This is a genomic window from Duganella sp. LjRoot269, from assembly GCF_964254095.1.
Taxonomy (GTDB): Bacteria; Pseudomonadota; Gammaproteobacteria; order Burkholderiales; family Burkholderiaceae_D; genus Rugamonas; species Rugamonas hordei.
The window spans coordinates 32,342-53,983 of sequence record NZ_CAXUSL020000002.1 but is presented as its reverse complement, the minus strand read 5'-3'; the positions used below and the strand labels follow the sequence as shown (position 1 = coordinate 53,983).

General features: G+C 60.5%; 24 protein-coding genes. 17 read left to right on the top strand and 7 right to left on the bottom strand.

Features of this window, described 5'->3' with window-relative positions; all coding sequences use genetic code 11:
• Positions 1–2: 2 nt before the first annotated feature.
• Entirely contained in the window at positions 3–224 is a 222-nt protein-coding gene (locus ACSQ3S_RS32935) for a hypothetical protein (RefSeq protein ID WP_436145171.1), read from the top strand.
• A 486-nt stretch (positions 225–710) separates the two neighbouring features.
• On the opposite strand, the gene ACSQ3S_RS32930 is transcribed toward ACSQ3S_RS32935, so the two are convergent.
• The gene (locus ACSQ3S_RS32930; RefSeq protein WP_436145170.1) at positions 711–1,019 is read right to left on the bottom strand and encodes an H-NS histone family protein; all 309 of its coding nucleotides are present in this window, start codon (positions 1,017–1,019) and stop codon (positions 711–713) included.
• 303 nt (positions 1,020–1,322) lie between these two features.
• On the opposite strand from ACSQ3S_RS32930, the gene dnaB reads away from it, so the two are divergent.
• Both dnaB and ACSQ3S_RS32920 read left to right on the top strand, forming a co-directional pair.
• Positions 1,323–2,723, top strand: coding sequence for a replicative DNA helicase (gene dnaB, locus ACSQ3S_RS32925; RefSeq protein ID WP_436145169.1), 1,401 nt, complete (start codon positions 1,323–1,325; stop codon positions 2,721–2,723).
• 4 nt (positions 2,724–2,727) lie between these two features.
• Positions 2,728–3,078 carry a hypothetical protein gene (locus ACSQ3S_RS32920; protein ID WP_436145168.1) on the top strand — a complete coding sequence of 117 codons (351 nt, stop codon included), beginning with the start codon at positions 2,728–2,730 and terminating at the stop codon, positions 3,076–3,078.
• 38 nt (positions 3,079–3,116) lie between these two features.
• Here ACSQ3S_RS32920 and ACSQ3S_RS32915 read toward each other — a convergent pair whose 3' ends face one another.
• Positions 3,117–4,682 carry an integrase gene (locus tag ACSQ3S_RS32915; protein WP_436145167.1) on the bottom strand — a complete coding sequence of 522 codons (1,566 nt, stop codon included), beginning with the start codon at positions 4,680–4,682 and terminating at the stop codon, positions 3,117–3,119.
• Positions 4,683–5,430: 748 nt separating this feature from the next.
• Here ACSQ3S_RS32915 and ACSQ3S_RS32910 point away from each other — a divergent pair.
• Positions 5,431–6,318: a hypothetical protein gene (locus ACSQ3S_RS32910; protein ID WP_436145166.1), complete on the top strand. Its 888-nt coding sequence runs from the start codon at positions 5,431–5,433 to the stop codon at positions 6,316–6,318.
• A 234-nt stretch (positions 6,319–6,552) separates the two neighbouring features.
• Here ACSQ3S_RS32910 and ACSQ3S_RS32905 read toward each other — a convergent pair whose 3' ends face one another.
• Both ACSQ3S_RS32905 and ACSQ3S_RS32900 read right to left on the bottom strand, forming a co-directional pair.
• Positions 6,553–7,317 (bottom strand): hypothetical protein, encoded by a 765-nt coding sequence (locus ACSQ3S_RS32905; RefSeq protein WP_436145165.1) that lies wholly within the window; start codon positions 7,315–7,317, stop codon positions 6,553–6,555.
• Positions 7,317–8,378, bottom strand: coding sequence for a DNA-binding protein (locus ACSQ3S_RS32900; RefSeq protein WP_436145164.1), 1,062 nt, complete (start codon positions 8,376–8,378; stop codon positions 7,317–7,319). Before ACSQ3S_RS32900 ends, ACSQ3S_RS32905 begins: the two co-directional genes overlap by 1 nt.
• Positions 8,379–8,520: 142 nt before the next feature.
• On the opposite strand from ACSQ3S_RS32900, the gene ACSQ3S_RS32895 reads away from it, so the two are divergent.
• The 5 genes from ACSQ3S_RS32895 to ACSQ3S_RS32875 all read left to right on the top strand — a co-directional run bounded on the left by ACSQ3S_RS32895 (position 8,521) and on the right by ACSQ3S_RS32875 (position 10,991).
• The gene (locus ACSQ3S_RS32895; protein ID WP_436145163.1) at positions 8,521–9,540 is read left to right on the top strand and encodes a site-specific integrase; all 1,020 of its coding nucleotides are present in this window, start codon (positions 8,521–8,523) and stop codon (positions 9,538–9,540) included.
• 105 nt (positions 9,541–9,645) lie between these two features.
• Entirely contained in the window at positions 9,646–9,822 is a 177-nt protein-coding gene (locus ACSQ3S_RS32890) for a hypothetical protein (RefSeq protein WP_436145162.1), read from the top strand.
• A 46-nt stretch (positions 9,823–9,868) separates the two neighbouring features.
• Entirely contained in the window at positions 9,869–10,213 is a 345-nt protein-coding gene (locus ACSQ3S_RS32885) for a hypothetical protein (protein WP_436145161.1), read from the top strand.
• A gap of 24 nt (positions 10,214–10,237) precedes the next feature.
• The gene (locus ACSQ3S_RS32880; RefSeq protein ID WP_436145160.1) at positions 10,238–10,462 is read left to right on the top strand and encodes a hypothetical protein; all 225 of its coding nucleotides are present in this window, start codon (positions 10,238–10,240) and stop codon (positions 10,460–10,462) included.
• A gap of 1 nt (position 10,463) precedes the next feature.
• Entirely contained in the window at positions 10,464–10,991 is a 528-nt protein-coding gene (locus tag ACSQ3S_RS32875; protein WP_436145159.1) for a hypothetical protein, read from the top strand.
• A gap of 62 nt (positions 10,992–11,053) precedes the next feature.
• Here ACSQ3S_RS32875 and ACSQ3S_RS32870 read toward each other — a convergent pair whose 3' ends face one another.
• The gene (locus tag ACSQ3S_RS32870) at positions 11,054–11,845 is read right to left on the bottom strand and encodes a hypothetical protein (RefSeq protein ID WP_436145158.1); all 792 of its coding nucleotides are present in this window, start codon (positions 11,843–11,845) and stop codon (positions 11,054–11,056) included.
• 23 nt (positions 11,846–11,868) lie between these two features.
• Here ACSQ3S_RS32870 and ACSQ3S_RS32865 point away from each other — a divergent pair, with 23 nt between their 5' ends.
• Positions 11,869–12,414, top strand: coding sequence for a hypothetical protein (locus tag ACSQ3S_RS32865; protein ID WP_436145157.1), 546 nt, complete (start codon positions 11,869–11,871; stop codon positions 12,412–12,414).
• A gap of 177 nt (positions 12,415–12,591) precedes the next feature.
• Here ACSQ3S_RS32865 and ACSQ3S_RS32860 read toward each other — a convergent pair whose 3' ends face one another.
• Complete coding sequence (locus ACSQ3S_RS32860; RefSeq protein ID WP_436145156.1) at positions 12,592–14,226, bottom strand: DNA sulfur modification protein DndB; 1,635 nt, start codon at positions 14,224–14,226, stop codon at positions 12,592–12,594.
• Positions 14,227–14,331: 105 nt separating this feature from the next.
• Positions 14,332–14,586 (bottom strand): AbrB/MazE/SpoVT family DNA-binding domain-containing protein, encoded by a 255-nt coding sequence (locus tag ACSQ3S_RS32855; protein WP_436145155.1) that lies wholly within the window; start codon positions 14,584–14,586, stop codon positions 14,332–14,334.
• Between the two features lie 113 nt (positions 14,587–14,699).
• Here ACSQ3S_RS32855 and ACSQ3S_RS32850 point away from each other — a divergent pair, with 113 nt between their 5' ends.
• The 7 genes from ACSQ3S_RS32850 to ACSQ3S_RS32820 all read left to right on the top strand — a co-directional run bounded on the left by ACSQ3S_RS32850 (position 14,700) and on the right by ACSQ3S_RS32820 (position 21,641).
• Positions 14,700–14,984: a hypothetical protein gene (locus ACSQ3S_RS32850; RefSeq protein WP_436145154.1), complete on the top strand. Its 285-nt coding sequence runs from the start codon at positions 14,700–14,702 to the stop codon at positions 14,982–14,984.
• Between the two features lie 16 nt (positions 14,985–15,000).
• Positions 15,001–15,501: a hypothetical protein gene (locus tag ACSQ3S_RS32845; protein ID WP_436145153.1), complete on the top strand. Its 501-nt coding sequence runs from the start codon at positions 15,001–15,003 to the stop codon at positions 15,499–15,501.
• A gap of 295 nt (positions 15,502–15,796) precedes the next feature.
• On the top strand, positions 15,797–17,794 hold the full coding sequence (locus tag ACSQ3S_RS32840) for a DNA cytosine methyltransferase (protein ID WP_436145152.1): 1,998 nt from the start codon (positions 15,797–15,799) through the stop codon (positions 17,792–17,794).
• Complete coding sequence (locus ACSQ3S_RS32835; protein WP_436145151.1) at positions 17,784–19,271, top strand: Eco57I restriction-modification methylase domain-containing protein; 1,488 nt, start codon at positions 17,784–17,786, stop codon at positions 19,269–19,271. The genes ACSQ3S_RS32840 and ACSQ3S_RS32835 overlap by 11 nt, the downstream gene beginning before the upstream one ends.
• Positions 19,264–20,508 carry a DNA methyltransferase gene (locus ACSQ3S_RS32830; RefSeq protein WP_436145150.1) on the top strand — a complete coding sequence of 415 codons (1,245 nt, stop codon included), beginning with the start codon at positions 19,264–19,266 and terminating at the stop codon, positions 20,506–20,508. The genes ACSQ3S_RS32835 and ACSQ3S_RS32830 overlap by 8 nt, the downstream gene beginning before the upstream one ends.
• Positions 20,501–21,259 (top strand): DUF5131 family protein, encoded by a 759-nt coding sequence (locus ACSQ3S_RS32825; protein ID WP_436145149.1) that lies wholly within the window; start codon positions 20,501–20,503, stop codon positions 21,257–21,259. The genes ACSQ3S_RS32830 and ACSQ3S_RS32825 overlap by 8 nt, the downstream gene beginning before the upstream one ends.
• Complete coding sequence (locus ACSQ3S_RS32820) at positions 21,249–21,641, top strand: hypothetical protein (RefSeq protein ID WP_436145148.1); 393 nt, start codon at positions 21,249–21,251, stop codon at positions 21,639–21,641. The genes ACSQ3S_RS32825 and ACSQ3S_RS32820 overlap by 11 nt, the downstream gene beginning before the upstream one ends.
• Position 21,642: the final 1 nt, after the last annotated feature.

The window sequence follows — 21,642 nt, the reverse complement described above, 5'->3', positions numbered from 1 at the left end:
GCGTGGTTGCAACTGCGGGCGCCGTGGCCAGCGCCGCGCTGCGCGCACCGGCGGCGCGTGCATGGCGGCCGCCGTCGACCTGGTGCTGCAGGTGGAGGAGGCGCCGGCCAGGCGCCGAGCTGGTGGAGCAGGTGGGCCAGCAGCTGGTGATGGCCGTGGCCACCGCCGCGCTGCGCGCGCCGGCGGCGATCGGCGATCCGGCGGTGATCAGGTGTTGGCGTTAGCGCGGCGCCGGCGGCGGCCGGCCAGCAGCAGGTGCGTGCCTGGGTGAGGTTCCGGCCAACGTCGGTACCGCGGCGCGCCGGCGGCGCGTGCATGGCGGCCGCCGTCGACCTGGTGCTGCAGGTGGAGGAGGCGCCGGCCAGGCGCCGAGCTGGTGGAGCAGGTGGGCCAGCAGCTGGTGATGGCCGTGGCCATCGCCGCGCTGCGCGCGCGCCAGCGGCGATCGGGGACCTGGTGGTGATCAGGTGTTGGCGTTGGCCCGGCGCCGGCGGCGGCCGGCCCGCAGCTGGTGTGTGCCCGGGCGTGGTGCTGGCCAGCGTCAGTACCGCGGCGCGCCGGCGGCGCGTGCATGGCGGGCGCCGTCGACCTGGTGCTGCAGGTGGAGGAGGCGCCGGCAGCGGTCGGGGATCTGGCACGCCTAGATTACATTGGCACCCCAGGACAAAAATGCGCAAGCACACGTATGACCCAGTGTCGGTCGCCGTGGATTAAATAGTTTGAACGGCGGACTTAACCTCGTAATCGTTTTTATCTTTCCCGTGCAGCCACTTCGGTGCGCGCCCACGACCAGTCCAAGTCTCTCCGGTCGCATTGTCACGATACTTAATGGGGACCGGACTGCGGTCCTTGGCAACCTTCACTCTTGCGATATGGCCCAAATCAGCCAGAGTTAGATTGAAGTCCCTCATAATGGATCCGATCTTATCTTTGGCCGCTGCAATCTCATTTTTACGGGCTAACTCGGCCAGGTTTTCCAGCTCAGCAATTTGCTGCTTATATTCTTGATACGTGGTCATAAAGGTCCTTTGCGAGTGAGGCGGGAAATTTTTAAGGCACGGTGATTTTAAACGCTAATATTCATCGCTGCCAATATTGCGAGACTGCGAATAATTTTGGCATTGTCAGTATTGTGCCAGCCGCGCGTAAACGTACTCAGCAGGGTTCTCGCTCGACCTCTCAAGCAATGGAACCAAAAAAAAGCCTGTTGACCGTATCATTTAACGGACTATAATAGAGGCGAACCGATCCACGGCTGCGATGCGAGCACGACGCGTCGCGCCAATCAATTGCCGCAGGCAGTACTACGTAAGGGAATATCGATGGGACCAGCTAGCAGGGATTTTCAGATGGACGAATTGCGTCTTCCCCCACACTCGATTGAGGCAGAACAGTCTGTGCTTGGTGGCTTGTTGCGGGACAATACCGCGTTCGACCGTATCGGTGGATTGCTCAGTGCGGCCGACTTCTATCGTTACGACCACGGCTTGATCTTCAAGGAGATCGTCCGCATGATTGGTGCGAACAAACCAGCGGACGTGATCACCGTGTTTGAGCAGCTGACACAAATCGGCAAGGCCGAGGACGTCGGTGGGCTGGCGTATCTGAATGCGATGGCGCAAACGATGCCGTCGACAGCGAATATCGGTCGATATGCGGAGATCGTGCGTGACCGCGGCATTGCGCGCCGGCTGATCGTCGCGGCCAATGAAATTTGTGAGAGTGTGTACCGCCCTCACAATGACGGCATCATGGGGCTTCTGGGTGACGCTGAAGCCAAGATCATGGCCATCGGCGCCGAGCGGGGGCGTGCGGATACCGGTGCTGTCGCACTCCAACCGCTCCTCACACAGGTTGTCGAGCGAATCGATGAACTATATTCGCGCGAAGATCAAAGTGAAGTCACCGGCGTTCCCACGGGATTCATCGATCTGGACCGCCTCACGTCCGGCCTACAGCCTGGCGATCTCATTGTGGTCGCGGGTAGACCATCGATGGGCAAGACCGCTTTCTCAGTCAATATTGGCGAGCATGTCGCGCTTGAGGCAGGACTGCCGGTGTTGATTTACTCCATGGAGATGGGCGGGACCCAACTGGCAATGCGTATTTTGGGTTCGACTGGACAGTTGGACCAGCAACGGATGCGCAATGGCAAGTTGAATGACGAGGACTGGCCTCGTCTCACGCACGCAATCCAGAAACTGAACGACGTGCCGGTGTATATCGACGAGACGCCAAGTCTCTCACCGATGGAGTTGCGTGCTCGAGCTAGGCGCGAGGCCCGCGCCCACGGACAGCTGGGTTTGATCGTTGTCGACTATATGCAGCTGATGGTATCGAACAATGAAGGACAAGGCCGAGGGGATAATCGCGCGACCGAGGTGGCAGAAATTTCACGGTCGCTTAAAGCCTTGGCCAAGGAATTGAAGTGCCCCGTCATTGCGCTATCACAGCTCAATCGCTCGCTCGAATCCCGACCAAACAAGCGTCCGGTTATGTCGGATCTGAGGGAGTCAGGCGCCATTGAACAAGACGCCGATGTGATCCTGTTCGTCTATCGGGACGAGGTCTATCACCCTGACACGGAAGACAAGGGCACTGCAGAAATCATCATTGGCAAACAACGTTCCGGACCTCTTGGAACCGTGCGGCTTAGCTGGATCGGCGAGTATACGAAGTTCCGCAACTATCGGGCGATCGCCGATTTTGTGGGCAGCAGGTAGAACTATGCGATACCGGGATTTTCCGAAAGGTGACGCCAGGCGCTATTTCGTCGTGCTATTGGCGATCGATCACATGAAGCGCGGGGAGGCGACCATGCATCGCGTTTCCACAGCGGTCGAGTGCACGCGGGCCGAAGCGCAGCGGGCGGTGCATGCACTCGTCGAACAGTTTGGCGTGACTGTTGACCGTGATGGCGCTGCCTATCTGATTTCGGCTTGGGGCGCGCTGAAGAAGGCTGAAGTAGAGAAGTTGGCGAAATCTTTGTGCACCAACCAGGCGAGTGCCGGTGCATCGCATGCCGCAGGCTCCTATGGGGATGTAAAGGCGCACCGCCCGTCTAACTCGACTCCTTGAGATCCCTCGGGTAGGACGCGATTTACTGCCCAAGGTTTTCAGCTTGTCTCTAGCAACTCGACGCAGGCAAGGGGATTAGATGCGTCCACCAATGCAAGTGCTATATTGGCCTTCGCTACCAGTTCGAGTGGCTTGAGGTTCTGGACATAATGGCCGTGCGTGACACGATCCATCCCTGCCCCAGCTAGTTTCGCCACCGTACGCAATCCTGGGGTGAGCGCAACGCTATCGAGTTTACCGCCGTGCAAAATGAGGTTCCTTTGCCGATAGAGGCGGTGGAAGGAGTCGGAAATCACTTCGCGAATTATTTCCAGTTCCCCCTTTGGATTAAGGAACAATTTCTTCATGCGCGTCACGGCCGCTTGGTCGCTTAAACCTGGGAGAGCCGGCATGGTCCCGGCAATGATCATATCCCCAACTATGCGGGAACGTCCGCGGTTGCTAGCGGCGCCTTCGAGCAAGGGGTATTGCCCAGGGTAGTCCTGCTGCACCAAGTGGGCCAATCTCGTCAGTTCGGCGCGGGGGAAGGAACAGGTAACCAGACCTGCCAAGTTGTCAGCGGCGGCGGATCGGTCATTGGAAGGGGCGAGTAATCCTTCGATAGCTCCCCAACCGCCGGCCACGGCCGCAGTCGGCGAGCTGCCGTCCAAATGGGCGAGAAGATCAAGCGCTGCATCGACGCTTTTGTTCGTATCGGCGGAAAATATCCGATCCTCCCGGTATAGTTCCTTCACTTCGACGCCGCGTCGCTCGTGGTCCAGGTCGACTGGCGCTCCGCTGCCAACGACCCAAAGCTTGGGTATCCGATTCAAGGGGCGGCCGGTCGCCAACAAGGTTCTTGCGGCGTAACGATCTGATTCACTACGCGCGATCTGGGCGGCTCCGATCGTGTCGCGTGCCCTGACCGTTAGAATCAGCGCTGCCGGCGCACGTACGCCAGCTGTATCGAACCCGTGCGCCCTCAGCCATTCGATGACCGCCGGTCCTTGCAACCATGATGGCGGAACGCCATTGACCAATCTGGGTATTGCCCCGAAAGCGAGCAATACTTCGAAATCGCGCGAGGGGCTGGCGAGCATTTCCTGCTGCAGATCAGTGCAAAGCTGCGCTAACGAAAATGGGACTGTTCCCTGAATATGCGCGTTGATGAATTCTCGCAAGTACTGCCCGGAGAAACCAGCATCAAGCAGGTGGCCAGCAACGCTGCGCGCAAAAAATTCGACATTAAAATTGCCCGAAGAAATCACACGGCTCCACCTGACCAGGTAATCGGCCGCGACCAGGGTTGAGACCTGCTGGATGGTGTAGTGCGCGACGCTGTCAGGGCGGGGAACCTGCTGAAGGTGCTGGTTGAGGAGTCGTTTCTCAGCCGCGGTAAAGCCCGGGTGTAGGCCCACGCGTTTGCTCAACGATGACATAACTCGTTTGAGTGATGGTTCGCTAAGATGGCCCTGGGCCACAACGATACAGGACTCGTAAAGCTCGTCCAGGGCCAACACGACGCCGATACCCCACAGAGACCTGTTCCATGGGCTACGATCAGCCAAGAATTCGAGCAAGCGTACGACGGCGAGGTTTTCAAGAGGATTGACAGAAGTAGTCATTGAGATTAGGATGATGGTTCGGCTAGTGAGCGTTTTTTGAAATGATTTGCTAGTACACCCTCTAAGTGGGGTTCGACCCTAACGGATACTGCAGTCTAACTGATCAGTCCAATTGGCTCGTTCCCCCAGTTATTAAAAAACAGGCCCTGCGTTGCAGGGCCTGTTTTTCTTTGCGCGCCCCGCCTACCGGGCGGGTGGTGTTGCAAAATCCATACTTTGGATACTATACCATCTGTCCCAGCTCGTTACCACCGGCAAACTACCCCTGCTGGGGCGGCAGGACATTCAGCCGCCGCAACTGCGCACCGGCGCGTGCTTTTGTCGCCGCTCTGCTGGCGAAGCAGATCCTCCAAGCGGCGTTCCTCGGCGCGGTTGAACGCGCTCGCTGCCTGGCCTCGTGCAGCTCGGCGGCACAGTGGTTGCTTGGTCGTCCAGTGAAGTGAAAGTGCCCGATTAGCTGAAGTAAAAGTGACAATCCCCGCAGGATGTGAAGTAAATCTGCCCATACGTGGAGGATTCGGCGCCGCCGCAGTCGCCGAGCCGGCCGCTCTTTCCGAATTTCGCCGGGCTGTTGGTAAACGGCCTAGCGAGGGCAAGGATGGATATTTTGCAACCGCGCTGGGTTCGTTGTGTAAGATTTCCATATCTAACAAACGGCTATCAAGCCCCCCCGCCTCGCGACCTTGCGGGGTGATCCCCCGGCCGTTCGACTATTGATATTCTGCTCCCTACTGATACGGAAAAAGAAATGACAATCCATCGCTCCAAACCTGTTTTACCTAGCTCATTAATTCCAGGCGACCTAGTTGTCGTGGTGGACACCGCTGCCATGGAATTTCCGCATAGCGCTGCTGTCATGCGCCATCTCTGCAAGGGCGCCTTCGGCTCGATACAGATGGAAGGCGAAAAGTGCTACTTGCAGATGGACCAGCGGATGCCGAGTGCCATTCGAGTGCATGGTCGAATAGAACTGGGGGGTGGTACCGTTATTTCCCGGGTGTCGGTGAACAAGGAATTCGAGAAAGCGATCCTCGCTCTGCAGCATCGGGAACTCATTTCCAAATATTTTCATAACGCAATCGCTGTTTCCGCTGCTTTAGGACCTGGCGCAGCGGATGAGCTGGAGGCGCTCTTTAAAGAACTGGATTCGGCACGAGACGATGCGACTATTGAGGACCTGGCGAGCTTTGCGCACGAATTCTCCACGCCTGCAGGCATTACCCCGCCCCCCCTCTCGTCGACTGTCATGCGTTCCGGACATGATCCCGCTGCTGTGCTCCAAACACTCAAGTCGATCAAGGAAAATGCGATAAGTCCCAACCGGCGCGATGCCGAGCATAAACAGACGACGGACAGGCATACCGCCCAAGGTGGCGTAGAGGCCGAGCAGACGCCCTCAGCCCAACAGAGTGGTCAGCATTCGAATGTTGAATCTGTTGTTATCGGCCCGCAGGTGAATGTGTTTTCCCGTGACATGCACTCCAGCGGGCACTCGCTTCCGCGCTCCGCTGGTCCGCAGGTCGTCGACGGCGTACGTCTCGGTGGTGAGATTTTCGGTGCAGTCCATGTGTTCGGTGACCAAGTCAATGTTTTCTACGACGACGACAAGGACGAGCCTTCCCGTCCCAAGCCTTAACCGCCCCCTCCTCTTTTTTACGGATGAGAGGGTTCCGAAGGGCTGCGGTCCTTGGGCCCGCTCAGCGGCCAAGCCGGTTCGGACTCAGCGCTCTACTGGCGAAGCAGATCCTCTAAGCGGCGTTTCTCGGCGACGTTAAACGCGCGCTACCTGGCCCCTCGGGCAACTCGGCCGCGCGGCCGGCCGCGCGATGATGGCTGCCTGGCCGGCGTGATTCACCAGGTTGCTCCTGGTTTAAGGTGCCCCCCGAAACTCGCCCAGGTCGCGCAAACATGCAAGATTGAAATGCTCAATGGCCCACACGTGGCGGCGGCGCAATTCCGGCAGGCGGCGTTCTACCGAAGGATGCTTGACACGCAAATTCTCCGTGTAGAGATAGCTGATAAATTCCCAGAACGTAGCCACTGCATCAGCGAGCCGAGTCAGCATCTCGGTGCTGAGATGGATGTGTTCTACTGGTGGTGCAGCACCATGCTGTCCTAAATTTTCGCTGTAGGGCCACAACTCCGGGTGCGATTTCCAAAGGCGATCAGCCGTTGTTCCGTCGCCGTGGCGGCAGACGTTGCCGATCTGGGACAAGAGATCGAGCTCAGGAAAGTTGGCGAACGCCTGCAGCGGAACTCCCCTGAGAAGATGAAAGAGCTTTTGCAGATCAGTCCATGGCACCTTTTGGACTCGCTTCTGCATTGCCTCATCGCTTGCCACACAGGCCCCCAGATAGCGGCGCAGCTGCCGTTCCCATAGCGACTGCAGCGCGATCCCCATCGCCAGTGCTGTCACCTGGTGCTGGTCGACCCGATCCGTGTGCACAAAAACAGCTGACACATCGGTCTCGGTGGCGGCCAGCGCCTGCTCTACTTCAATGTCAGCGCTGGCCAACGCCGGCAGCGCCACGTTCCGCCAGTACCGTAGTACCTGGTCTTCGAATTTGGTGCTGGCGATTTCACCGGGGCCGTTGCGCCACGCGAAAGCCGCTCGATCAGTAGGCTGCTCGGACATCACTCCCCTCCTCGCGCATCGCGCAGCATATCCTCCAGCCGGTGGCGCTCCTGCTTCGCGATCACGACTTCCCTGTTCAACTGGTCGACCAGATTCTGGGCCTTGTGCAGATCGCGCTCTACTCGTTTAAGTTCGCCCTGGCGCTCAGCCAGTTCTTGCTTGACTTCGCCCAGCTGCCGCGCCACCGATTCTGCGACCTGGGCGGCCTCGCGTTGGGCGTTCTCGGCACGGATCTGCGCCGCCGACGCGTGATCTCGCTGCGCGCGCGCCGTTGCCGCCTCGGTGCTGATTGCGGCGAACGCCGCTGTACCCCGCTCGACTTCGGTGCGCAGCTGCGCGACCTGGCCATCGGCGGCCCGCAGCGCCGTCTCCAGGCCGCCGTTCGCGTGCTGCAGCTGCTGGTGATCGTGCTGCAGCAGGTTGTAGCGCTGTGCGGCCAAGCGGCGTTCCTCGGTGAGATTGAACGCGCTCTTCTCCTCCAGGTGCGCATACTGCAGCTTGCCTTGCTTGAGCTGCTCGCGCGCCTCGTGCAGCTCGGCGGCGCGGTCGGCCAGACGCTGGACCTGGCCGGCGTTGTCGGCCTCCAACCGGGCGATGGTGGCGGCCTGGTCGGCGCGATACGCCTCCAACGTGGCCACCTGGGCGCGAGCGTTCACCAGGTCGAGGCGCAGCTGGGCGTTCTCGCTGGCCAGCGCCGCCTCGCGCGTGGCGGCGGCCTGCAGGTCCGCGTGCGCCCGGGCTTGCACCTCGGTCAGTTGCTGGTGGGCGGTGGCCACCTTCTGGTCGGCGCCGGCCTGCAGGTGGGTTTGCAGCAGCTGCACCGCCTCGACCACGTTGCCGGGCAGGCCGGCCTGCTCGGGCGCCACCGGGGCGGTGCGCTGCATCGCCTTGTAGGCCTTCACCAGCGGCGCGATGTCGCGGTACGAGCCGCCGATGGCTTCCCGCACCGCCTCGTTGGTCACCGACCTGCCGGCCAGCGCCAAGGCGGCGCAGGCGCGGTGGACCCGTTCCTTGAGGTCGAAAGCGGGTTCTGGGGCGTCTGGCCGGGGCTGGTTTGTCATGGTAATTTAAATGGTAAGAGGTAATATTACCTTACCTTACCACATGACGATAAAAATGCAACGCAATTTACAACTCATGATAATATGCATTATCAATTCTTGACATGTGATATTTCCCCTCGGAAAATATTTTTATTTACCAATGAAAAAAATCACTGCACCCTCGGCGAGTCTGTCGCTCGCCGATCCCGGCGCCTCGCGTGGGCCCGGCCGCGTCGCCCGCCTTGCGCCGGCGTTGACGGATGCCGAGATCGAAGCGAAGCTCCGCGTGCTGCAGGCGGCCGCTGTGACCAAGAACACACGCCGCACCTACAGCTCCGCCGTGCAGCAGTTCCTGAACTGGGGCGGCCTATTGCCTGCAGACGAGGACGCGGTTCTGCGCTACCTCGCCAGCCACGATGAGGTCCTCAACCCCCGCACCTTGTCGCACCGCCTGTCGGCCCTGTCCAAGTGGCACATTCACCAGGGCTTCTACGACCCGACCGGGGCGCCGGCCGTGCGCGCCGCACTGTCCGGTGCGTTTAAGCTGCACGGCAAGCCGAAGAAACAGGCGAGGGCATTGTCGCTGGCCAGCCTCAAGCAGATGGTGATGGCGCTGACCATGGATATGTCGCTGGCGGCCGTGCGCGACAACGCGCTGCTGCAAGTCGGCTTCCTTGGCGCATTCAGGCGCAGCGAGCTGGTCGGGATCCTGGTGGAGGACCTGCTGTGGGAACCGGAGGGGCTGACGATCGTGCTGCAGCGTTCAAAGACCGATCAGACGGGGCAGGGCGTGCTGCGCTCGATCCCTTATGGCGGCCAGGATTCGCTGTGCGGCCCAACCGCGCTGCGCGACTGGCTGCGCAAGTCGGGCATCACAAACGGGCCGGTGTTCCGGCCCATGACCCGCCACGGCACTGTCCGCAAGCAGGCGCTGGGTGCTGGCAGCGTAACTTCCATCCTGGTTCTGCGGGCCGAGCGCGCTGGCCTCGATCAGGTGCCAGAATTCTCAGCTCATAGCCTGCGCCGCGGCATGGCCACCGCTGCCAGCAAGGCGGGCGCATCCAGACGGGCAATCAAGAACCAGGGTGGCTGGAAGACCGACGCGGTCGTCGACGGCTACATTGAGGATGCCGGGCGCTTTGAAGACAATGCAGCTGGAGTCCTAACCGGCCGGCGTTGAACATCGGAAGGGGGCAACCCGCACACGCCCCCGAGAAATCCTTTGCAACCGCGTCCCTGTCCTTCTCTACACTGGATGCCGTCAAAACCACGTTTGGAGAATCCAATGATGCTGCGCGAGGACAAAGGCTTCAGTGACCACAACTTGCACGAAATAATGACGGCTCCGCCAATCACCAGGGAGCAGAGCGCCCAACTGCGCCAGCAGCGCGCAAAATTGCGGCGCAGTCTGGAAGAAAAGCATGATCGGAAACAACTGGGCCTGGACCACTGGAACAGCTAAACAGTCTCGCCAAATCCGCCAACAACCGAAACGGAAACTAGCTATCATGACGACCGACAGAAATAATTGCCGCTTGGCCGACCTACACCTGGCGTACCAACATGGTGAGTACGCGGCAAAAGGCGATACGACGTCCGAGCCGCAATTCAAGGAGAAGTTTGCTGACGATGTACTTGCAACGGCCGCGTTTGAGCGCGGCCGTCGTGAACAACAAGCTCGCCAGGTCGGCTTCGACGGCTGGCTTGCAGAAGTTAAAAAAGAAATGACCAATATCGCGTACGGCGTGGTCGAAGCAACGGATCACATCCGGAAGTATCTCGCCTGGTATCAGGAGCAGTTTCAATTGAACAGGACTGTACAAGAAACGGCGGAGCGCGGCACCGGTCACTAACGACCTACATCTAAGGGAACAAAAATGAATCAGACTTACCTCTTTGTCACAACGAACGCCATCGATCCTGCAGTGGATCCCAAGCCAGAACACATCCGCTACGTGCCCGTAAGCTGCACGGAACAAGAGCTGCCTCAGGCAGCCCAGGCGGTCCATCAGCAGCACGGCCTCCCCGTGATCGGCATCGTCTCAAAAGAGATGGTCGTTGGCATGCTGCAGGCCATCGAAGTCTTCGAAAAAGGCCAGTGACATGACAATCCGTATCGGTTCTCCGTCAACACCGCGCGGCATCACCCTGGGCTCCGCCATCTCCACCACGCTCAAATTGGCAGGCATCGCGGCGGTCGCCTACGGCGGCGCATCGGTCCTCGGTATCTTCGCGGAGCTGGCCAATCACAAAGATGCGGCAGCAGCGGTCTGCCATTTGATGGCGCCAGCAGTCAAAATGACCAACGCCGTCTATGGTGGCCTGGCGAATGTGGCCGGCCTCGGTCAAGCGGTCAATCAGTCGCCGCCTGTTGACCAACTGGTGCAGGTGGCCGGCTCCGGTGTCATGGCCACGGTCGTTGGAGGCGTCCTGAGCATGGTTGGTGCGAAGCTTTCCCGCGCGGTGGAGCAATCCCGCGCCAACGTGCAGCAAACGCCAGCACCACGGTTCGCTGGGCACACTGCCGTTTCCAAACTGGCTGGCCTCAAGAGTCGCTGGGCATCCAATGGTGCTGGATCGCTGGAGGCTGACACCGAATCGGCGCCGGGTGAAACTTCACCAACGCTGTAGACAGGTTAAAGCCGCAAAAAAAAGAGAGGCGAGCCTCTCTTTTTTCGTTCAACGCAGGTCACTTAGGTCGCTTGCGGCCGTTCGAGATCATCGTCGCACTCAGCATCCCGGCTAGCATCGATTTCGTTGGCAGGTCCGTGGATCTCTTCCAGGAGTCTCGTTGCGTCGGCCAGAACACGCACACAGCTGGCCACCGTCGTGCCAGGCATGTTCCGGCCGAACTGCATGATCACTTCCGAGTGCGAGCTCACCAGCTTTTCCATTGTCGCCATAATTCGAAATGGCGAAACGCCCATAGGAATCTGGGCCTCCCCAAGGCGCGACGATTCCGCGCGTTCGACGAGGGCCTTGACGGCCGCCAGATGCGCGGGGACCGCAGGAGAGCGCTCGAGTTCAGAGACCAAGTCCTTGACCACGCCGATCAATTCGTTGTGCATGTCCAGGATCATGGAGTGCTGCCGAACCTCGGATTTGAGTTCTTCATTTTCCTTCACCAGCGACTGGACGAACGCTGCAGGGTCTGCCTTGACGGCTTCCCGTACCGCGTCCTGCAGATGTGGCGCCGTCGCCGAGGCAATCTCATCTGCGAACGTTGGTCGACCTGGCGCCGGCGCCGGGCTCGCAATTTTCAGCTCGCCGTCGCGCGCGGCGCTCAACTGAGGCGCCGCGACTTCCAAATCATACGCGTCATGCCGCGCCTTCTCGCGTGCAGCTGCGACGAGCCTGTCGATGCGAGCGGCCACGGCGGCCACCAGCTCATCCTTGTCCATAAAACCGACCTGATCGTATACGAAGGTAGCAATTTCTTCCGCCGTGCTGCCACCCGATGCTTGGGCGTTGATATCTATGCTCATTTGGATCCTTTCAGGCTCTGGTTATGCAAACGCATTGTTTCCGCAAGGCATTCACGATACCGCAGGTCGGCGGAAAAATCCGTGCAACCACGCCTCAAAATAACCCCAAACACAGCTTGCAACCACGTTCGGCGGATCGCCATAAACTATCCGAAAGCAACCCCAATTCCAACCACATGTCTCTCGAGATCACCCTCACTCACCACGCTGGCCTGGGTCAACAAAAGTGTCTGTCGTTCGCACAAGCCAACCATGTCCTGGGCACTTGGTCAAAAAAACTGCCAGACCACGTCGGCGGAGACCTGGTCAATTTCAAGATCCTGGATACGAGCAAAGGCATGGCCTACGGCGGAGAGTACACGCTGCAGTCCACGGAGCGTCCGCATGACCTGGGCACGCATCTGATCGAGTACTTCTCGTGGATATGTGGCCACACCCGGCCTACAAACCGGACCGAGGGGGAGTACCGACAGGAGCTGTCGCAGTTCTCTACTGCGATGAAGGGACGTGCGGCCTTTTACCTCGCCATCGTACGCGACCTGGTGCACTTTGAGACTACCAGCTGGTAGTTGTGATGACCTACAACTGCGCTCTGGCGTGAGCGGCACCGCGCGGTGCTGGCTGCAGCGGCCTCCGACAACGCCCGCCGCGCCTACCGGTCGGCCGCCAACCACTATCTGGTTTGGGGCGGCGTGCTGCCGGCCGACGAGCCTGCGATCATCAGCTACCTGATGGCCTATGCCTCCTCATGCCGCCAGACGCTGTTCCAGCTCCCGCATGTGCTGCGGCAGTGTGACGTTGGCCATCGTCAGCAGCTTGGCCGCAGTGCCATTCACGCCGTCGGCGGTCTTTTGCATTTTGCCCAGTACCACACAGCGACGATCCCACATGCGAGATACCTTGCGCGTGTCCACCTTGGCCAACGCATCAAGCTTGTCCCACTGGGCACTGTCTGGGCGGATCACGTTCTGCCCAAAGCGGCCGTGGTCGACCTGATCGCCGGGGAACATCGCCAGGCGCGCAAACACAGCCAGGCCTTCGAGCCAGACGGCATGGCCGATGACCATGTGCTCGCGCACGTCGACAGCCGCCATCTTACCGCTGACCATTTGCTGCCAGTCGGGAATGCGCTCGGCGCAGGCCGCGAAGAACTGCTGGACGAATGCAGTGATCGTCGCCAGCTCCTGGTCGCCCAGCGCGCCGATGGTCTTTTCGTCCACGCCGGTCAGCAGTGACAGCGATTTCTTGAAGGCGACCAGACTCCACAGCTTCGACGACTTGGCCCCAACGCTGGAGTTCTCGAAGTCGACGCGATGGCTGATGTGCGACAGCTGCTCGATCACCTCCAGCACCCACTGGTTGAAAGGGTTGCGGCGATCATACAACGCATTGATGGCCGACGATGGCTTGACCTGACGCGCGTTGATGTCTGCGAACATTTGCTGCGAGCGTTCCAACCCTTGGTCGAAAAATAGCACCACGGCGATCGTCTCGTTAGCCAGCGCCGGGCGCTCCTTAATAGCGCGCTCGATGCCGCCCCGGCGGTGCTGGCCATCATTGATTAGGAGCGTCGCTTCCATCGGGATATGCAGCAGGCCGACGCTGCCGGCGGCGCCGTCCACCTGCAGCGCCTGGAACGCCATCTCGGCCGACACGCTGGCGGTGATGGCGGGCAGTACATAGTCGTTCGGATTCTTGACCATGTACTGGCCTATCTTCTCCGCCCGCGCCTCGGTCATCACGCGCTGGGCGCGGAGCTGTGCCGGCACGACATCCTCCTCATCGAACCGAAACAACCGCACCAGCACCTTCAGTGGCACCTGCGCCACGTAGTAGACCTGGCCAGCCTGCGTTCCCGCCACGGCGGGGAAGGTGTAGGTGAACTGGCTGCGCTCCGCGGCCAGCTCCTTTGTGTTGGCCAGCACTCGTGCGCGGAGCTCGGCCTGCGCAATGCGGTTGGAATTCGCCTTATCGAGTTCTTCCTGGGCTCGGTCCTGATAGCGGATACGCAGATCATCAACGTTCAGGTTTAAGTCCGCCAGCCAGACGGCAACTGTTTCTTCATCTGCCGGCCGGCCCTCGCGCCAGTTCGGATCGAGAATGCACTTCATAACGTAGATCGCATCGTGATCGTACCGGTCCTTGAGCCACTGCTCAGCAAGATCCTCGCGCACGTCGCCCTTGGCCAACGACAGTTCAGTGCTCAGCACACCGAACAGCGGCTTACGGCTGGTGGTGCCGTTCTTCGCATTATGCTTGTCCGCCTGCTCCGAGGCCTTGAACGACTCGGTGTGGCGGGACACGATAGTTCCCTTCTGGGCATCGAATGTCTCGGTGGGCAAGAATGCTCTGCTGAGCGCGATTACATAGTGTTTCGTCATGGTTTCCTCGATAGTATTAACGAGACGCGATGGTCGGAGAAGCGGGAGATCCCAATGCCCTACTAGGCCGAATGCCAGTCACCATCCACGTAGCTCGAATTGTCCTTACTGCTGGCTTGCCTTGAGCTTCAGCGCCGCCGACAGACCGTTCGGGCCGGCCAGGTCGCCGGACAGCAACGCGTGCACCTCCGCTTTCGTGAGGACGACTGCTGTCCCATCACATGGGACCAGGCGAATTTCGCCGTGCGTAGCGATCACGTCAAGCGGTGTGTCGAGGCTGAAGCCGGCACGTGCGAGCAGGGTTTTGGGGAGCACAACGCCCAGCGAATTGCCGATTTGTCGAAGGTTTGTCTTTTTCATACTCCCATTGTAGAAATTTGAGGCCTCGTCTCGCAACGATCCCGATTTGCAACCACGCCTCAGACACTCACTACACTTGTCGCACCGCGTCAACGGAGACTGCTGTATCCACTATGAAAACTACCCAACCTGTACCAGAAGACACCGCACTTGACCGGACAGTCGAATATTCCGTCAACGTCTCGGACGGCGTTGCCTTTCCCTGGAATCCCTTCGATCAGAACTTCGCATGGCCTCTCGATGCCGAGGAAGCTGCCCTGCAGTACCTGCGCGATAACGCGGCGCTGCAAACCGCCGACGTGTACGAGCTTGTAATCGAGGGAGAGCAGATCGTCGACGACAAACCTTGGGAGTCCTTCTCGCGCGACAGCCTCTCGGAAACGCCCGCCGCCCACTAAACCTCCAGGAGCCCTTATGTATCAAGACTTTCGTAGCGAGCGCGAACTGCTGGCAAAGCTGTTCAGCCACATCAGCCAATACCGCACAGATTGCGTCGAAAAATATGCGCCTGAGTTTGCGATCGCACTGCAGGCATGCCTTAGCGACCTCGGCATCCCATCGCAATTGGTCTCGATCGGCCGGACCACGTTTGGGTACGAGCAGCACGAAATGTCCTCGTCTCCAATCGCGCACATTGTGGTCCGGTGCTTTGGTGCAGATTGGGATGCTGGCGGAATTGATGCTGAAAAGCGCTTCATCGAACGGTGGTTCGACTTCCCTGAGGAACGCACCACCTTCACGCGAAGCGTGGAAACGGTCGATTCGTTGGACGAGCTATGCGCAGTAAATTGCGCGCCGGTGAAAGCAGACGCGCTGTCAGCAATTCATCAGGCGTTGGGTCGAGCATGGAATGAGTTGCACGCGCACGGCGAGGCGGAACGCCAAGCCGAAGTCTTAATCGACGTTCCACTTTAAAGGTACCGCCCGTCGTCGCCGGCGCCCGGGCACTCGCCAACACCTGATCACCGCCAGATCCCCGATCGCCGCCGGGGCGCGCTGCGCGGCGCTGGCGATCGTTTCGTTGCGAGACGAGCCTTGAAATTGCTAACCTCTTCTCAGTGCAACGTGGTTGCAAAGACTTCGACAACCCATCTGAGCTAATTTTAGGCTTCAGAATTTTCGCGAGAACTCACATGCCTTACAACACCCATTCTCATGCTGGTCAAACTTCGCTCTTTGTCGAATCCGGCCCTGTCGTAGAGGAGTCCGTATGAAGCGCGACCTGATCACCACCACCAAAGAAATTCGCCACTTCCATTTCTGCTGCGGCCTAGGCGGGGGAAAGAAGGGCTTCAACAAGGCCCGGCCGCAGGTAGGCAACATAGCCGCCGTCTTCCGCTGCATCGGCGGCATCGACAACGATCCGGCCGCGATCCGTGACTTCGATCGTGCGGGACCTGGTCGTCCCGGTACCGTCATGGACTTGTTCACGCGTGCGCAGTACACCGCTTTCCACGGCAAGGAGCCTCCGGCCGGCTGGCGCGAGGCTACCGCGGTCGATATCCGGCGCGCCGCCGGCAACGAGGCGCCGAACGTCGTGTTTATCAGTTCGCCGTGCAAGGGGGCGTCCGGCCTGCTGAGCGAGTCGCTGAGCAAGACGGCCAAGTATCAGGCGCTAAACGAGCTGACGCTGCGCTGTATCTGGCTGATGGCCGAGGCGTGGGCTGACAACCCGGTCGACCTGATCGTTTTCGAGAACGTGCCCCGCTTGGCGACTCGCGGCAGGCACCTGCTGGACCAGATTAACCAGCTGCTGCAGAGCTTCGGCTACGCCGTTGCTGAGACCACTCACGACTGCGGCGAGCTGGGCGGCCTGGCCCAGAGCCGCAAGCGTTTCCTGCTGGTGGCACGACACATGGAGAAGGTGCCACCGTTCCTCTATGAGCCGCAGAAGAAGCGCCTGCGCGCCGTCGGCGACGTACTCGGCCGCATGCCATTTCCTGGCGATGCCGCCGGCGGCCCGATGCACCGCATTCCGCGCTTGCAGTGGAAAACTTGGGTACGCCTGGCATTCGTGGAGGCCGGTAGCGACTGGCGCAGCCTCAATAAGCTGGCGGTGGAGAATGGGCACTTGAGCGACTATCTGATCGTGCCTGACATGCACAACGGCGTGCTAGGTGTGCGCGACTGGGATACTCCGACGGGTACTGTGACCGGCAACAGCCGGCCGGCCACCGGCTCGTTCTCAGTTGCCGACCCGCGCCACTTCGGCCCGGACAAGCATAGCAACGAGTGCCGCATTGGCCCATGGGACCAGCCGGCGAAAGTCGTGTCCAGCGCACACAGCACGGGCCAGTGCGTAGCCGACCCGCGCTACGTCAACGGTGGCGACTATGGCCAGCTCGGCGTGCGCGCGTGGGGCCAGTCCACCGGCACGATCACCGGCCAGCGCTCACCGATACAAGGCGGGTTCTCGGTCGCAGACCCGCGCCCTCCTGCTGGCCCGCTGTTCAGCAAGTATGCCGTCACACCATGGAACAAGCGCACGGGGACCGTTATCGGTGGCGATGACCAAGGCGCCTATGCCGTTGCGGATCCGCGCTCGGCCAGTGGCTTTGAAGGTGCTGGAAAGTACCTGGTCACGCCCTTCGACGGCCCGGCCGGGACGGTGATTGCGGGCAGCACAACCGGTCAGGGCGCGTTCGCAGTTGCCGACCCGCGTACGCTGAACCGCAAGGCCGGCGATGCATACCTGACAGGCGGCCACTATGGCGTTGTACCGTGGGCCAGTCATAGCGGCGCGGTTAGCGCCTCGGCCGGCTACGACAATGGCCGCTGGTCAATCGCCGATCCGCGCATCGATCAGGTGCCAGCACTGCCCGCGCTCAACGATAAGACTGTGGCCATCATCCGCGCGCTGGACGGTACGTGGCACCGTCCATTTACTACGCTGGAGCTGGCCGCGTTGCAGTCGCTGATTGATCCTGACGAGCACTGGTCGGATGACGCGCAAACCCAGCGCGAGATCGACGCCTACAACCACGCCATGGGCCGTGGGTTGTGCTTCGATGGCACCAACGATAGCGCTCACCGTGAGCGCATCGGCAATGCCGTTCCTCCGGACGCTGCTGAGGCCATCGCCGAGGTGATGGGCACCACCCTTCTCCTGGCCGCCGCTGGCGAGACCTTCATGCTCAGCGCCATGCCGATCTGGGTGCGTCCGGTTGCACTCGCCCTCGCAGTCGATCAAGGTGACCATGATGCTTGACGACCACGTGACGGCTTTGGCGCCGCAGGAGGTTCTCCTGCCCCAGCACGCGGAGGCCATTGACGCTCTGCATCAAGCAACCGCGATCTACACCGCAGCCCCTGTCGTCGATCAACTGCTCGAGCGCGTCGACTGGCCTCGTGATCACCGTCGACTGGTTGACCCTAGCTGCGGTGATGGTGCGTTCCTCGTTGCGGCAGTGCGCAAGGCCCTGCAGGTCCAGGACATGGGAGACGAAACACTCTGCGCCTTGCTTTCCGGGTGGGAAGTGCATCCGGAGGCGTGCCGCCAGGCCCGCGCTCGCTTGGCGGTGGCTCTTGCCTCGTTCGGCCGTGAACCCACGCGGGCACTGCGCCTGGCCACCCGCATCATTAGCAATCGCGACTTCCTCACGGAGGGCCCGACAGAACCAACGTACGACGTTATCGCTGGCAATCCACCGTATCTTCGCTGGGTGAACGTTCCTTCGTTCCTGCGCGACCTGTACGGCAAACACGTTCCGGCCTACGCCAGCGGCGACATGTTGCACAGTTTTCTCGATCGCTGCGTGGCGTCTTTGCGTCCAGGTGGCCATATCGCCCTCGTCACCTCCGACCGTTGGCTCTTTAACGCCGGCGCCGCAAAGCTACGCTCCCAGCTTGGTCAGTCGGTGAGCATTTCTCACCTGGAACGCCTCGACGTCAAATCTACGTTCTATCGCCCAAAAAGTCGGCGCGCTGGCACGCCGCCTCGTGTCCATCCTGTTGCCGTCCACCTGCATGATGGACCTGGGCGTGCGCTCACGAAACAGGCGATTTATCCCGGCGTTGAGCCGGGTTGCTATGACGCTTATGTGAAGCTGGGCGACATAGCCCAAGTCCGTCTGGCGCCTTGGCTGGGGACCACGGGAATCTTTGTGATCAGCGCCGAAGATGTCGCTGCTTCGAATATTCCTGCCGAATCCTTGGTACCGGCGATCGACACCGACGACGTCATTGGGGGAATACTTCGGCCAGCGGTGCGTTACGCCATCCGGACGATGCCGGACGTGGAGCCGTGCAACGCGATCATGGCCCACTTGGACCGCAATATGCATCGCATGGCCGCACGCGGCCTCAAGGCCAAGCCGTGGATGCCACCGGAATCGTTCCACCGCATGGACCTTCGGAGTCCGAGTCTCTTGGTGCCGCGCATTGCGAAGGTGCCGTGTGCCATTGCAGTTCCTTGCGGTCACCTACCGATTAATCACAACCTCAGCATAGTCTGCGCGGATCCAGATACCTTGGCCTGGGTCCAATGGGCGCTTGCTCGACCGCTGGCGGCGCAGTGGGTGCGCGAGCACGCTGCTCCGCTAGAGAACAGCTATTACAGCCTGACGACCAAACTGCTACGACAACTGCCGATCGAGCCGCGAACTGCCGCATCGAATACTGATAGTGGGGAGGCAATTCTGCGGGCGTTTACCGGCGATCGCCAACTGGGAACCTGTGATGCGTGAACAGCTCGAACTCTTCTCTCATGTCGCGGCCGCCTATGCAGACGCGTCGGGCACTCTGACAAACACGGCACTCTACCGGGACGTCGCTCAGCGCGCGGGCCTATCCGATAGCGATCTGCAGGCTCGCGTTCCAATTGGTTCTGCGGGTGCACCGCGCAGTCCTGTAGCGAGAAAGATTCGCTGGATGCAGCAATCCCTCAAACAACTTAAGATGATTGAACGCGTCGAAGGGGAACGCGGTATCTGGCGCCTCACTGAGCGTGCAGGCAAGGATCTCGACCGAGCAGCGGAAGGCGTGAAGCTCATCGCCTTTCACACTGAGCTGGGCATGGCGATCTGGAGCCGTCACCAGAATGTGTTCCCTCTGCTCGATGAGCCAATCCATCTCTGCATCAGTTCCCCGCCCTACCCGCTGCGCCAGGCGCGCGCCTATGGCAATCCGGACGAGGTCCAGTACGTCGACTTCATCTGCGAGGCCTTGGATCCAGTCGTGCGCAACCTCGCGCCCGGAGGCAGCGTCGTACTCAACATAAGCAACGATATCTTCACTCACAAGTCGCCAGCGCGCTCGCTGTATATCGAACGTCTGACGCTGGCTCTGCACGATCGACTTGGGCTTGATCTGATGGACCGCATCCCCTGGGTGAATTACAGCAAGCCTCCGGGCCCGACCTACTGGGCCTGCGTCAACCGCGTGCAGCTGACCACCGCGTACGAACCGGTGCTGTGGTTCACCAACGATCCACTCAAGGTACGCTCGGACAACCGACGTGTGCTCGAAGCGCACACCGAACGTCACCACAAGTTGATGCATGCCGGCGGCGCCGGCCGCACCGCCGAATATGGTGATGGGGCGTACCAAATCCGTCCGAACTCGTTCGGGCGGATCACCGCTGGAAAGATTCCACGCAATGTCTTTGAACGTGGCCATGCCTGTCGTGACACCGCTGCTTATCGCCAGCACGCGAAGGAGCTCGGTTTGCCGCCGCACGGCGCCATGCAGCCCACATCGTTGCCGGACTTCTTCATTCGTTTGCTGACAGAGCCTGGGGACCTGGTCGCTGACCTCTTTGGCGGCACGACAAAGACTGGGCTGGCCGCTGAGCGTCTGGGGCGGCGTTGGATCGTTACCGAATGGATTCTGCAGTACCTGCGAGGCGCGGCGGAAATGTATCGGGATCGGCCCGGGTTCCAGATGCATGCTGCCTTGGACGCTGTGGGAGGCCACCATGGCTGAAAGAACCTCTATCGGCTGGACGCGGTCAACGTGGAATCCATGGATTGGCTGTTCCCGGACCGGACCTGGCTGCGATCACTGCTATGCCGAGCGCATGGATGCGCGTGGGATTTTCGGTGGCGTCACCCATTGGGGCGCCGGCGTTCCTCGATATCGCACGAGCACCGCAAACTGGAACCAAGTGTACCGCTGGAATAAGGTGGCCGCCCGCACAGGCGAGTTCTGGCCGGTCTTTACTGCGTCCCAGGCGGACATTTTCGACAACGAAGTGCCAGAGGTATGGCGCGAAGATTTTTGGCAGCTGATACGCGACTGCCCTCACCTCACCTTTCAAATCGTCACAAAGCGAATCGGCAATGTGGCCCGCATGCTCCCGCCCGATTGGGGTTCGGGTTACCCCAATGTCTGGTTGATCGCGACCATCGTTACCCAGGCCGAGGCCGATCGGGATCTGGGGAAGCTGCTGAGTGTACCGGCCAGGTTGCACGGCCTGTCCATGGAACCTTTGCTCGAGCGGGTTCGTATCCCGATCGAGCAGCTCATAAAACTGGGGTGGGTGATTGTAGGCGGCGAGTCCGGGCCTGGTGCGCGCATCATGCTCACCGAATGGGCGCAGGACCTCCTGAAGCAATGCGACTTCGCGGGCGTCCCGTTCTTCCTCAAGCAGCTGGGCGGCGCCACGAATAAACGCGCAGACCTCGATCAGATCCCACCAGACCTGCGCCGCCGGGAGATCCCTCATGTTGTTTGAAGATCCAATCTCCGGTGTCTCGATAGAGAAAGTCCTGGTCTCGCTACGGACCATCCGCGTGAGCCGAATCGGGCAGCTCGAATTCGCTCTCCATGATGCTGTGTGCGCATCCCTAACGGCGCACCACATTCGATTCGAGAAGGAATATGCGTTTGCCGCTGGCTGCCGCGCCGATGCCTGGGTGGATGGCATCGTGATCGAGGTGAAGAAGCAGCGGCCTGCGCGCGCCACGTTGATGGACCAGCTGACGCGCTACGCCGAGCAGGATGCGGTTCGGGGAATCGTTGTCGTGCTCGAGCGCAGCATCGTCCTGCCGGGCACGATCGAGGGAAAGCCGGTGCATGTGCTCAGCCTCAATTCACTCTGGGGGATCGCGTTGTGAA